Origin of the sequence: Thioclava dalianensis, assembly GCF_000715505.1 — a bacterium.
GTDB classification, from domain to species: Bacteria; Pseudomonadota; Alphaproteobacteria; order Rhodobacterales; family Rhodobacteraceae; genus Thioclava; species Thioclava dalianensis.
This window is the reverse complement of record NZ_JHEH01000034.1, coordinates 1-12,364: the sequence shown is the minus strand read 5'-3', so window position 1 is coordinate 12,364 and position 12,364 is coordinate 1. Positions and strand designations below refer to the sequence as shown.

Sequence of the window (12,364 nt, the reverse complement as noted above, 5' to 3'; positions counted from 1 at the left end):
ACCCAAGTGATTTTGTGGCGGTTGCCTACGCCCTTTATATAGCACGCTCGCGCGACTGCCGGCGGAACCTCTCAGATCGCGCTCAGCGCTAGGGAACCAAGGGTCTTAGGATGAACGCGACGAGAGAGCACCTACTTGCATTCGTTTACAAACGGTCGTTTATTAGCGATATCTTAAATTGCAAACGGCTCTTTTCCATGCCCCTGATAGGCTATGCGCGCGTATCCACAGAGGATCAAACCCCCCTGCCCCAGTCCGAGGCCCTTCAATCTGCGGGTTGCGCAGAGATCTTTGAAGAGCACGCCTCAGGTGGCAATCGGGCGCGGCCGGTGCTTGCACGTGTGCTGGAGCGGATTGGCAAGGGCGACACGCTGGTCGTCGTGCGGATCGACCGGCTTGCGCGGTCTCTGTCGCACTTGCTTGAGGTGATCGAAAGACTGGAGGGCAAGGGGGCGTTCTTCCGCTCGCTCCAGGACCCGATCGACACTGCCTCGCCCCAGGGCAAGTTCACGTTGCAGGTTCTGGGCGCTGCGGCTGAGTTCGAACGCGCTCTGATCCGCGAGCGTACCAAAGCCGGACTTGCCTCGGCACGCTCAAAGGGCCGCGTCGGCGGCAACCCAGGTCTTCGCGCCAAGGACCCTGAAGCGCTGCGCAAGGTACGGCTGGCGCGGCAGGATGGCTACATGGAGCGCCTCAACGAGACCGCGCAGGATTGGGTGCCCCATGTGCGCCGCCTGCGCCCCGATATGGCTTGGGAAGACGTGCTGCGGATCATCAATGGCCCCCTGCCCCATGATCGGCGCTGGACGCAAAGCCGCCTGCTCCGCGCCGTGAAGGCATACGTGGCGGACGGATTCCTGCCGGCTGAAGTGCTTGGGCGCGCCGGTCGTCGCGAAACCGACGATCGCCTGCCTGCGATTGTCGCCGCAATCAAAGGTGCTGACCCCGAGATCACCTTGCAGGCAATCTGCGACCGACTGGAATCCATGCGTGAGCGCACCCCTCGCGGTCGCACCAGCTGGCAGCCTTCCTCAGTCAGAATGCTGCTGGAGCGGGCAGAGCGTCTCGGCCTTTTGTAGGCGGCGATGGTCGGCAAACTACTCCTGTCACTCGGCCAAAATCTTACAGAATCATCGCCTCAACTGGACGAAAACCACGTAAATATCCAACAAAGCCTTGGGGTTAGTTCGCGCGAGCAGAAAATATCTCGAAGGGTATCGGCTTCGCCAGACGCGGCCTTTATCGTTAGGAATCAATGCGTTATATAGCGCGGGCCCCGCGCGGCCAAATTGGTGCTGTGGATAACTTTTGCACTACATCTAGATTCTTCTTGCCGGACTCAGATGTTCGTGGCATTTCCATTCTGACGGCAAAACGCGTCAGACGTGGCTTTAACCGTCAGAACGACAAAGAGCTTTAGCAAAGGCCATGAGAGGCGGCAGAACATGGATGATCGAAATACGGGCTACGCGCAAGGCATAGGCTCTTCTGACATCGGAGCATTCGCAGACAGTCTTGCTGAGTCGCTTGACCGGCAGATGAAAGTTGCGTTCGAGCCAGAAGAACGCAAGTCCTTGCGCCGCTTCAGCTCGACCGAGGTCGCCGAGTTGCTGCGCGTTAGTACGTCGAACCTGCGCAACCGCCACAAAGATGGCAGCTTCCCAGAAGTTCACACTGACGGTCGCGGTCATAGGTTCTACACGGCCGAAGAAGTTGACGACCTCCGCAACATTTTGGCGCGGACAGGCAAAAATGCTGACGCGTACAGACCTGGCCGCCGAGACGGTGACCGTCTTCAGGTCATTTCGGTCGTGAATTTCAAAGGCGGCAGCTCGAAGACAACAGCGACAATCCATTTGGCACACAGGTATGCCCTGCGTGGCTACCGCGTGCTTGTTCTGGACCTCGACCCGCAGGCCAGTTTGACGACATTTTTCGGCTTCCGGCCTGAGCTCGAATTCGCCGAAGGCGGCACAATCTACGACGCATTGAGATACGATGATCAGGTTCCGCTCTCGGAGGTCATCCAGAAAACATACTTCCACAAGCTCGACATGGTCCCGGCTGGCTTGATGTTGTCCGAGTACGAAACCGAGACAGCGAATGCCCTTGCGCGCAGGGTTCAGCCGATTTTTGCAGAGCGTCTTGCTCTGGCGCTAGAGGAAGTCGACTCAGACTATGACATCGTGCTGATCGATTGCCCTCCGCAGTTGGGCTTCCTGACATTGACAGCATTGGCAGCGTCCACGGGCTTACTTGTGACGGTCGTCCCCGGCATGCTCGACATCGCTTCGATGAGCCAGTTCCTCAAACTCGCTTCGGAAACGGTCAAAGCCGTCGAAGAGGCGATTGGACGACATGTCACTTGGGACTTCGTAAAGTTCCTGATCACACGCTACGAGCCGTCGGACGGACCACAAACGCAAATGGCCGGGTACCTACGTTCAATCCTTGCGGGCCAAGTCATGACTGAACCGATGCTGAAGTCGACAGCCATTTCTGACGCCGGCATGACTCAGCAAACCATCTATGAGGTAGACCCGAGCCAGCTCATTCGGAAGACCATTGATCGGGCTTTGACCAGCGTGAACAGCGTTGCCGATGAGCTGGAGCAGACAATCCAAATGGCATGGGGGCGTCGCTGATGGCTCGAAATATCTTCAACCAGCCACCGAAAGACGAGAAAGAGTCGGCAGCCCCCTCCCCTGCCCCGGTCAAATCCTCGAAGCTACCTGGCTCGGTTGGCGGATTGCGGGACTCTCTCCGGGAAATCACTGCCAACTCAATCCGAGATATCGAACCCGACCGGATCGATATGGATGGCCTCCGGGATCGCCTGATCCTGGAAGATAGTAGCATTGAAGATCTCGCCGAAAGCATTCGCAAGCATGGTCAGCAAGTGCCGATCATGGTTCGCCCCTCTGACCAACCGGATCGATACCGCATCATCTACGGGCGTCGCAGACTTGCAGCCATTCGAAGAGTTGGTGGAACCGTCAAAGCGATCGTTCGAACGCTCGATGATGATGCTTCTCTGATCGCGCAAGGTCAGGAAAACAACCTGCGGCTGGATCCGTCCTTCATTGAAAAATCTCTTTTTATCAAAGAGATGCAGGAGGCCGGTTACAAGCCTGGCGTCATTCAGGACGCCCTAGGCCTCACCCGGCAAGGTGTGTCGAACCATCGTGTAGTCATCGAGCAGCTGCCTGACGAACTTGTCCGGCTTATCGGCCCGGCTCATGGCGTAGGTCGACGCCAATGGGGTGATCTTGCTGCACTTTCAGAGAAGGTTCCGCTTGTCGACATTGCGCGTGAGACACTTGCCTCTCTGCCTGACACCACTCCAAGCTCGGACAAGTTTCAAGCCGTCTATGTTGCTTGCTCCAGCAAGGCGCGTGGCGCAGCCGACCAAAGCGCCCGTGGCCAAACGACCGTGGTAAAGGACAATAGTGGTAGCCCTGTCGGCACACTTTCAGTCGATGGCAAGTCGATCGCTATCAAGATCACCCGCAAGGACAACCCGGAATTCGGCCAATGGCTCGAAGAGCGCGCGGAAACCACGCTGCGACAGCTTTTTGAACAATGGCAGAATGAGAGAGGCTCGGGGAGCTGATCCCCGGTCATAACCAAAAACACGAGCAGAGGAGAAAGGCGAAGACCAAAAAGAAAAGAGCCCCCCAAGGTTTCCCCCGGAGAGCCCTCATCATCTGATTAGCACCTGTGATGTAGCAATCTCCGACATACCGGTCAAGAGTCACCGATTCGGTGGACGTCTTTTTGTTGCCTTTTCTCGCCAATAACAGCGGGAAGAGCCGGGGAAGCTGTGGGCCGCAACGGTCGTCGTTCAACAAACATGGCATTCACAAAGCTTTCCGTTCAGACCTTTGGCGTCGGCAAGGGCACCCCCGCCACGTCAACACCTGAAACCGACATCTGGGCAGTCTTCCGCGCGCTCAGAGATACTCGCAGCCTGTTCGGTCTCCGTCCAGGACATGTTCAAACGCTCCAAGCGATGCTGAGCTTTCTCAAGCCTGGGCATGGAGACACAGTCTTCGCTTCCAACGACGAGATCTGCCGTCGAGTCGGCGGGATCGATGAACGAACCCTCCGTAGGCACATCGATCGCTTTGTTGAACTCGGTTTCATGAAGCGCCACGACAGCCCAAATCGCAAGAGATACCGAGTGAAGTCCTCCGAAGGTCAGTCCATTAGCTATGGCTTGTCGCTGGCTCCGTTGCTCGCGCGTGCCGGCGAACTACTTGCGACAGCCCAAGCGATGGAAAACGCTCGTCGGGATCGCGTGTTTTTGCGAAAGCAAATCCTAACCAAACTTGCTCAGATCGACGAAGCTGACCCCGAGAACGAACTCACTCATCAGGTACGCCGAGTTCTTCGGAGGAAGCTCTCGATCGCGGAGTATCGTACTTTGCTCGGCGAACTGGAGGCTCAATGCAAACAGATGTCCACCGCGGTGGACGCACCAGAAACAATGAAACTGCCCGCCAATGACGGGCAAACTGTCCGCCACCATTCTAAGTCTAAAAAAGAACAAAAAGATTTAGAAAGCGGGACCAACAGCCAAACACCTCCCCTGCAAACGCTCACAACCGTTTGTGACCAGGCTACATCGTTCGCAACGAACTCACTTAGGAACTGGCACGATGTCGAAAGCCACGCGAGAACGCTCGCTCCAATGATGGGAATCCACGAAAGCACCTTCGAAAAGGCTGCTAAGAAGATAGGCTCTCAAAAAGCATCATGCGCCATCTTCATAATTCTCCAGATGAGCAATCGCATCCGAGACTTTGGAGCGTATTTCCACAGCATCACGCTCGGTCGCAGAGAAACTGACTTCAACCCATCACTGTTGTTGGAAAGGCTTTCTCGTTCTGGGGCAGCAACTGCGTGATGTCCACCGCGGTGGACATGTCGAGAGGTAGAGATGGGCTGTGAAAGGGGTGACGGGAAGTGAGATCGGGAGAGTGGCTTCCGGCGCCCGTCGCGGAGAAGATCTGATGGCGAAATCTGCCCAGAAAGTCACCCTGTCCCCGTCCCGGGACATTCCCTTCGACAAACTCGTGCTGAGCCAGTCCAACGTCCGGCGCATCAAGGCCGGCATCTCCATCGAGGAACTGGCCGAAGACATCGCCCGCCGCGGGTTGCTGCAGAGCCTGAGCGTTCGACCCGTTCTGGCGGATGATGGTTCCGAGACCGGCAAGTTCGAAATCCCCGCTGGCGGTCGGCGCTTCCAGGCCCTGTCTCTCCTGGTGAAGCAGAAACGCTTGGCCAAGACCACGCCCATTCCCTGCATCGTGCGGGATGCCACTTCCGCGATCCTCGCCGAAGACGACTCGCTCGCTGAGAACATGCAGCGCGCAGCCCTGCATCCGCTCGACCAGTTCCGCGCCTTCGTGGCGCTTCGGGAGAAGGGTCAAGGCGATGAAGAGATCGCAGCCGCCTTCTTCGTCACGCCGCAGGTGGTGAAACAGCGCCTGAAACTCGCCGCCGTGGCCCCTGCCCTGCTCGAGCTCTATGCCGAGGATGAAATGACGCTGGAGCAGCTGATGGCCTTCACGGTCAATCCGGACCACGAGCGTCAGATTCAGGTCTGGGAGGCGATCAAGTCGTCCTGGAACAAGGAGCCCTATCAGATCCGGCGCATGCTGACGGAAACCTCCGTGCGGGCCTCTGACCGGCGCGCCGTCTTTGTCGGCGTCGAGGCCTACGAGGCGGCGGGCGGCACCATGTTGCACGACCTCTTCCAGGGCGACGACGGCGGATGGCTGGAAGACCCTGCCCTGCTCGATCGCCTGGTCAGCGAGAAGCTTCAGGCTGAAGCCGAAGCCATCGCGACCGAAGGTTGGAAATGGATCGAGGTCTCGCTCGACCTGCCCTATGGCTACAGCCACGGCCTGCGACGGCTCAACGGTAATCCGGCGCCGATGTCGGATGACGAAGGCGCGGCCCATGCCAAGCTGCTCGCCGAATACCGGGCGTTCGAAGAGGAGTACGAGGGCCAGGACGAATTCCCTGAAGAGACCGACGCCCGCCTTGGCGAACTCGAAGTCGCGATGGAGAAGCTCGAGACGCGGCCGCTGATCTTCGACGCGGAGGAGATCGCGCGGGCAGGGGCCTTTGTGACGCTTGATCGCTCTGGCGAGCTTTCCGTCTATCGGGGCTTTGTGCGGCCGGAGGATGAACCTCGGACAGAGGCCGACGTCCACAGCGGTGAACAGGCGGCAGACAGGCAGGGCGCTGAGCTTTCGGCGACGAGCAACGTGGATGGTATCGGCCATGGCACGGTGATCACCTCTGCTGGTCAAGCGCTCGGGGCGGGTCTGTCGGACGAAGAAGACGATGGTGCCTTGAAGCCCTTGCCCGAGCGGCTGGTCATGGAGCTGACGGCGTACCGCACCTTGGCATTGCGCGAAGCTGTCGGGCGTTCTCCCGACATCGCGCTGACGCTGCTGCTCCTGAAGCTCGTCAACGACACTTTCCGGATGTCGAGCGCTTCAGGCGGGTGCTGCGAGGCATCGGTGCGTCACGTCTACATGTCGGCGCAGGCCAGCGATCTGAAGGACAGCGTGGTTGCCAAGCTGGTGGACGATCGCCACGCGGAGTGGGAGGCCGACCTTCCGCTTGGCGACGATGCCGCTCTCTGGGAATACCTGACCTCCCTCGATCAGGTGAGCCGGCTGTCCTTGCTCGCGCATTGCCTTAGCTTCGGGATCAACGCGCTCCACGAGAAGGTGAACCCCTACGGTGCCGGTATCTCCGCCAGTGGTCTGACCCGACGGATGGCGCAGGCCGACTTGCTTGCACAGGCAGTCGATCTCGATATGGTCGAGGCTGGCTGGGAGCCGACGGCCGATACCTACCTGAACCGCGTGCCCAAGGCCCGGATCCTTGAAGCCGTGCGCGAGGCAAAAGGGGAGGGGACGGCGCAGCTCCTCGATCACCTGAAGAAGGCCGAGATGGCGACCGAGGCCGAGCGCCTTCTGAAGGGCAGCGGCTGGTTGCCGGAGGTGCTTCGCCGTCACGATCTGGCGGCACTCGAAGGTGAAGAAGGGCAGGGGGCGTCTGGTGACGTTCCCGACACCGAGTTGTCCGAGGATGTCGATCTGCCCGCCTTCCTCACCGCTGACCTGCCGGGTGATGATGCGTCGATGATGGCCGCGGAGTGATCCGCTCCATCCGAGGGCGGGGAAACCCGCGCTCAATCACATAAAATACAACAATATCAATAAGATGAATGCAAAATGACGCATTCAGGATGAGGAATCATGTCTCCAACCACCATTCTCGAAACCGCGCCCCTGGGCGCGCTCATTCGCTACACCGATAGCACAACGAAACCGCCCGCCCGGTTCACAAAGAAGCTCGCGGCCTGGGAGCGCTCGAACGGCGTCGGCCGTCTCGTCAAGAAGGAGCCGCCGCGACCCTATCCGACCTGGACGGCGCCGGCGTCGTTCACGCTGCACGAGGGGAACTTCTCTTCGGACGGGGTCATTCTTGTCACCATCATGCGGACTCATTCGGCTGACAGTGCGTTGACATTCGAAGTGGCTGAGGAGCCGAAGCCCGGACAGGTGCGCGTCGTGCTGGATTTCGGCGGCTGCACGGAGCTGCTCCACCTGGCCGAGTCCGTCACGGCTGCCGAACTCTGGATCGCCAGAGAAGGCTATCGCAACGCGCGGCTGGAGATTGTCGGCGAAGAAGACGCCGGTAGGGCAGGGGACGCGGAGCTTGCCGCCTGAGCCTATGTAGAACCCAAGGGGCCCGCCCAAGAGCGGGCCTCTCATCCATGACGCCCCTGTCCCGCGAGATCGCGGGGCACCATAGGATCCATTCCAATACGGAAAGGGATCGTCATCCAAGAGCCTGCCCGGGAGGCTGGCAGCGAAAGCACCAGTGGAACATACGGCTCCAGTCAGCGGTCGCACCATCCCCCGCTCGCCATTCCCTTCCTTGCCCCGAATCCTGTCTTCGAGATCAACCCGCGAGGGGTCGGACTACGGGCGAACCCGTGCCGCCGGGTGGATTCGGACGAGCCGAACGCACCCGGTGATGTCAGCCAGTCTTCGGGCCTGCGGGGTCCTGTCGCGCGGGGGATGGTCCTCCGCCTCCAAGACAGGAGCCAAACAGATGTCCCGCAAAGATGCTCACGCCTTCGCCGCTTCCCTCGCCGCCACGCTCATGGTCTCGATCGTCGTCTTCCAGGCAGGTGATGGAACCTATGGTGCCGTCCCCGCCGATGAAATCGACGGCGACGAGGTCGTGATCGTCTCGGAATACGACCCGTTCGGGTGAAGCTTCGGCCTCACTTCCCGAGGGCCCAGGCGTGGCACAGGTGTGCACCTGGGCCTAGTAATGCCCCCGTGACCGGGGATAGTCAGTCGGCTAACAATCGCTTCCGACAGTCTGCTTCTACCATGTTCGGGAAGCCTTTTCGTCGACCATCCCTATATGCTGGAAACAGCGGTCACCCTCATGGTGAGCGCTGGTTACATGACGTTCATCAGCGCGGGGTCCATTCCGAACAGGCTGCTGGCGCTGTGCGCTGCCTTTCCGAGCGTGACGCTGCATAGCACGGTAACCGACGCGCCAGGCCAGGCCCTGATGATCTTGATCCCAAGGCTGCATTTGACCCTTTGGGAACCAAAGTGGATGTCGCTGTCACTCGCTGTCGTCTATCGGCAACCTGAGCGATACTTGAAAACCTGTGGTCCGGCCCGGCCGCGGCGATTGAAGGACAAGGCGGCTGCTGATCCGCTCTGCGATTGCGGCGACGATGGCAAGACCCAGGCCGCTGCCGTCGGAGGTGGCAGAGGCCCGCTCGAAACGCGCTGTCAGCCGGTCGAGTGTTTCGCCTGGCACGACAGGGCCGTCATTTGCCACGGTGAACTGGCCAGATGCGGTCAGCGTGACGTCGACCGGGGTAGTCTGTCCCCCATGACGAAGAGCGTTTTCCACGAGGTTCCGGCACAGAATGGCGAAGGCGTCGGGATCAAGATCTGACATGACAGCCATGTCGGGAAGATTTAGCCTGATACGATCTGGCGTGCCCGTGCGGCCAATATCGTCCACCACAATTCTCGCAACGCCCCTCAGATCCGAGCTTTTGTCCATCCTCAATCGCCCGCCTTCTGCCCGCGCGAGTTGCATCATGCGTTCTGTGCGTCGCGTCAGCCTTTTCAGCGTCTCCTCGATGTCGGTCGCACGTTGTGCAGCCGCTCGGTCCTTGGTTTCCGACCTGAGCCTCTGCGCCTGCGCGATCGCTCCCGCGAGTGGTGTGCGCAACTCGTGAGCGGCGTTCGCGGCGAAGCTTCGCTCGGCCTCGAACGCCTCACGTAATCTGGCCAGCAGGCTGTTCAGCGTATCAGCCAACGGGCCGATTTCAGTTGGAAGCCCCTCGTGAGGAACCTGCGAAAGGTCGCGAGCGCCACGTGCTTCCAGCCGCGCGCGGAACCGGCGCAGAGGATCAAGGCTGAAGCGAACTGCCAGGATGATCGCGATCAAGGCCACTGGAAGCACGATCAGCAAGGGCAGGCCGAGACCCATCTGGATTTCGCGAGCCACCGACATGCGGTGGGCCAGCGGCTCGGCCACTGTGATGCGGATCGTGTCCTGAAGCGCCGCGTCGCTGTAGAGACGGTGCGTCGCGGTCTGGCGAAACCCGGGCCCGTCATAGAAGGGGAACACGGTGGGGTCCGCCGCATGCGATTGCAGCAGGATGCGGCCTTCGGCATCGCGCACGAGATAGGTGAAGAACTCGTCGTGCGCACGGATCGGGGCGAGCCGCTGGGTCACACCCTGATCTTCCCGCCCGACGATGTCGGTTACTGCCAGCGGCAGGATCCGCTCCGCTGTCTCACGGAGCGCGCTGTCGAAGACCTCGTCCATTTCGGCCCGGACGATCACGGCCGTCACCGTCGCAGCCAGCAGCCACAGCACCGTCAGCACCAGCCCCACGGATAGGCCGAGCCGCGCCTGAAGGCTTGCGGGCCACCTCATGGCCTGCCCAGGCGGTAGCCCATGCCGCGCTCGGTTTCGATGATTGCGCTCCCCAGTTTCTTCCGCAGGCGGCTGACATGGACCTCGATGGTGTTGCTCTCGACCTCGGCGTCGAAGGCGTAGAGCTTCTCCTCCAACTGCGCCTTGGACAGGAGCTGCCCGGGGCGCGCGAGGAAGGCTTCGAAGAGCGCCCATTCCCGCGCCGTCAGCGGCACATGTCTGCCATCCCGATGGACGCTGCGCGCAGCAAGGTCGATGTCGAGCGGTCCGTGGGTCAGGATCGGGTTGGGGTTGCCGCTGTAGCGCCGCGCGACCGATCCGATCCGCGCCGACAGTTCCGACAGGTCGAAAGGCTTCACAAGGTAGTCGTCTGCGCCCGCGTTGAGGCCTTCGATGCGGTCCGACACTTGGTCGAGTGCGGTAAGAATGATGACCGGCGTCACGTCGCCCCGCGTGCGCAAAACCTTGAGGAACCCGATGCCACGCCCGTCCGGCAGCATCAGGTCGAGCAGGATTAAGTCGTAGGACGTAGCAGCCATGGCATCGCTTGCCGCATCCAACCGCGTAACCCAATCCACTGACTGGCCATCGGCTGCGATCTGGTCGCGCACGGCAGCGCCGAGGGTCGTGTCGTCTTCGATCAGCAATATGCGCATGGTCGTACCCGTTCTTGTCTGATGTCCCTGCATGATCCGTCTGGCTGACACGAAGCTGAAGCCTGTGGGTCGCGCCCGTTCAGGCTGTCGTCAGTTTCGCAGCGCATGAAGTGCATCAAGAGGCGAGCCACTAGGAGTGTGCCCCATGAAGAAGACATTGACAATTATCGGCTTTCTCGCGGTCTTCCCGGCCGGCGCGGCGCTGGCTGACGACGACTGCTTCGTTCCGATGGCTGATTGGCAGCCGCGCGACGCGGTTGCCCGTCTTGCCGAGGAAAATGGCTGGGCGGTGCGCCGCATCAAGATCGACGATGGCTGCTACGAAATTGACGGCCGGGATGCCCAAGGGCGTGCGATCGAGGTGACGGTCCACCCGGCGACGTTGGAAGTAATCGAGTTCGAGTTTGAGGACGACGATGATGATCGTCGCGACCGCGATCACGAGAGACGCGACGATGACTGATACGGCGCATCGTGATGGTAATGTCTCTGCGCCGGGCCTTCCCACACTCCCTCGGCTTTCCCTCAACTCTCCTCTGGCCCTGACGGGCCCGGTGCTGGTGGCGCTGCCATGCCTGCTGGCGGCTCTGTTCGGGATGAACACCTATGCGCCTTATGGTGCGGATGCAGCATTTGGTATTGCCGTCGGGGCCGCGGCAGTTGTCGCGATGGCACAGACCTTGATCCTCGCCGCACGGCCGCCACTGGTGGAACCATTGTTCGGCGGTCTCGATCGAATGTACCGGGTCCACAAATGGCTCGGCATTTCCGCGATGGTCCTGATGATACTGCACCAGCAGATAGAGCCGGATTTCGAGCGTTTGGTGCGTGAAACCTCCCTTGGGGACCTAGGTGAAGAGGCGGGCGAACTTGCCTTCAACGCACTTCTCGCCCTAGTCGCTGTCAGCTGGTTCCGGAGATTGCCCTTCATCGGGCTCGAGATTCCCTATCAGCTCTGGCGGTTCAGCCATCGTTTCATGGGAGCCCTTTTTGCAATCGTGGTGTTTCACCAGTTTTTTGTCGACATGCCTGCTGGGGTAGACCCGACATTCATGTTGGTGCTGAATGCTTTCGGCATCGCCGGAGTGGTCGCCTGGATCTTCACCGAGTTGCTCGCTCCGCACCTACGGCGTAGAGACTTCACCGTCAGCCAGATCAGGCAGACCGGTGACACGACCACCTTGACCCTCCGCCCCGAGGGGCGGGCCATGCGGTGGCGGCCGGGGCAATTCGCCTTCTTCCGCGCGCCAGAGGCGGGACTGTCCGAGCCGCACCCCTTCACGATCGCCAGCGCCCCGCGCCCTGACGGCACCCTGACGTTCTCCATCCGGGGCTTGGGTGGCTGGACACGAAGCCTGCCCGCCATCTTGCGGACCGGAACGCGTGTGCAGGTCGAAGGGCCATATGGACGGTTCAATTTCCGCAAGGGCGGTGCGCGCCAAATATGGCTTGCCGGCGGCATCGGTATCACGCCGTTCCTCGCCTGGGCGGAAAGCCTGACAGAGGCGGAGAGTCGCGACATTCACCTCATCTACTGCGTTCCGACACAAGATGAAGCGATTGGCGTAGAGACGCTGCGCGCTGCGGTTGCCCGCAACCCGAGGTTCAGTTTCGAGGTGTTCGTCACGGCGCGCGATGGCAGGCTCACGGCTGAGCGGCTGATCAGCGCCACCCCTTTCGCCGTCCGGCAAGCC

At 60.6% G+C, this 12,364-nt stretch carries 11 protein-coding genes; 9 read left to right on the top strand and 2 right to left on the bottom strand.

The features are described 5' to 3' along the window. The first annotated feature begins 197 nt into the window (after positions 1-197). From DL1_RS17440 to DL1_RS21915, 7 genes are all read left to right on the top strand, one after another. A complete protein-coding gene (locus tag DL1_RS17440; protein WP_008335982.1) occupies positions 198-1,079 on the top strand; it encodes a recombinase family protein in 882 nt (293 codons plus the stop codon). 366 nt (positions 1,080-1,445) lie between these two features. After that, complete coding sequence (gene repA, locus DL1_RS17435; RefSeq protein WP_028288490.1) at positions 1,446-2,645, top strand: plasmid partitioning protein RepA; 1,200 nt, start codon at positions 1,446-1,448, stop codon at positions 2,643-2,645. After that, positions 2,645-3,613 carry a plasmid partitioning protein RepB gene (gene repB, locus DL1_RS17430; protein ID WP_233678008.1) on the top strand — a complete coding sequence of 323 codons (969 nt, stop codon included), beginning with the start codon at positions 2,645-2,647 and terminating at the stop codon, positions 3,611-3,613. Before repA ends, repB begins: the two co-directional genes overlap by 1 nt. Before the next feature lie 210 nt (positions 3,614-3,823). Continuing rightward, positions 3,824-4,909, top strand: a complete 1,086-nt coding sequence (gene repC / locus DL1_RS17425) for a plasmid replication protein RepC (protein WP_248642599.1) — start codon at positions 3,824-3,826, stop codon at positions 4,907-4,909. 106 nt (positions 4,910-5,015) lie between these two features. After that, on the top strand, positions 5,016-7,184 hold the full coding sequence (locus DL1_RS17420) for a ParB/RepB/Spo0J family partition protein (RefSeq protein WP_038068689.1): 2,169 nt from the start codon (positions 5,016-5,018) through the stop codon (positions 7,182-7,184). A gap of 99 nt (positions 7,185-7,283) precedes the next feature. Beyond that, positions 7,284-7,757, top strand: a complete 474-nt coding sequence (locus DL1_RS17415) for a hypothetical protein (RefSeq protein WP_038068687.1) — start codon at positions 7,284-7,286, stop codon at positions 7,755-7,757. Positions 7,758-8,145: 388 nt separating this feature from the next. Next, positions 8,146-8,310 (top strand): hypothetical protein, encoded by a 165-nt coding sequence (locus DL1_RS21915; protein WP_009574204.1) that lies wholly within the window; start codon positions 8,146-8,148, stop codon positions 8,308-8,310. A 366-nt stretch (positions 8,311-8,676) separates the two neighbouring features. Here the strand turns inward: DL1_RS21915 and DL1_RS17410 are convergent, their stop codons facing one another. Together DL1_RS17410 and DL1_RS17405 are read right to left on the bottom strand one after the other, a co-directional pair. Next, positions 8,677-10,014, bottom strand: coding sequence for an ATP-binding protein (locus DL1_RS17410; protein ID WP_038068684.1), 1,338 nt, complete (start codon positions 10,012-10,014; stop codon positions 8,677-8,679). Then, positions 10,011-10,670: a response regulator transcription factor gene (locus tag DL1_RS17405; RefSeq protein ID WP_038068681.1), complete on the bottom strand. Its 660-nt coding sequence runs from the start codon at positions 10,668-10,670 to the stop codon at positions 10,011-10,013. Before DL1_RS17405 ends, DL1_RS17410 begins: the two co-directional genes overlap by 4 nt. A gap of 145 nt (positions 10,671-10,815) precedes the next feature. Between DL1_RS17405 and DL1_RS17400 the strand changes: the two genes are divergently transcribed. Further along, positions 10,816-11,133: a PepSY domain-containing protein gene (locus DL1_RS17400; protein ID WP_038068680.1), complete on the top strand. Its 318-nt coding sequence runs from the start codon at positions 10,816-10,818 to the stop codon at positions 11,131-11,133. Then, positions 11,090-12,364: ferredoxin reductase family protein (locus DL1_RS17395; RefSeq protein WP_038068704.1), on the top strand; the 1,275-nt coding region annotated here is incomplete at its 3' end. The genes DL1_RS17400 and DL1_RS17395, both read left to right, overlap by 44 nt.

Bases quoted from the DNA above. Each gene is read 5' to 3' on its own strand.
- DL1_RS17440 (WP_008335982.1), top strand. From the start codon at position 198: ATGCCCCTGATAGGCTATGCGCGCGTATCCACAGAGGATCAAACCCCC.
- repA (WP_028288490.1), top strand. From the start codon at position 1,446: ATGGATGATCGAAATACGGGCTACGCGCAAGGCATAGGCTCTTCTGAC.
- repB (WP_233678008.1), top strand. From the start codon at position 2,645: ATGGCTCGAAATATCTTCAACCAGCCACCGAAAGACGAGAAAGAGTCG.
- DL1_RS17420 (WP_038068689.1), top strand. From the start codon at position 5,016: ATGGCGAAATCTGCCCAGAAAGTCACCCTGTCCCCGTCCCGGGACATT.
- DL1_RS17415 (WP_038068687.1), top strand. From the start codon at position 7,284: ATGTCTCCAACCACCATTCTCGAAACCGCGCCCCTGGGCGCGCTCATT.
- DL1_RS21915 (WP_009574204.1), top strand. From the start codon at position 8,146: ATGTCCCGCAAAGATGCTCACGCCTTCGCCGCTTCCCTCGCCGCCACG.
- DL1_RS17410 (WP_038068684.1), bottom strand. From the start codon at position 10,014: ATGAGGTGGCCCGCAAGCCTTCAGGCGCGGCTCGGCCTATCCGTGGGG.
- DL1_RS17405 (WP_038068681.1), bottom strand. From the start codon at position 10,670: ATGCGCATATTGCTGATCGAAGACGACACGACCCTCGGCGCTGCCGTG.
- DL1_RS17400 (WP_038068680.1), top strand. From the start codon at position 10,816: ATGAAGAAGACATTGACAATTATCGGCTTTCTCGCGGTCTTCCCGGCC.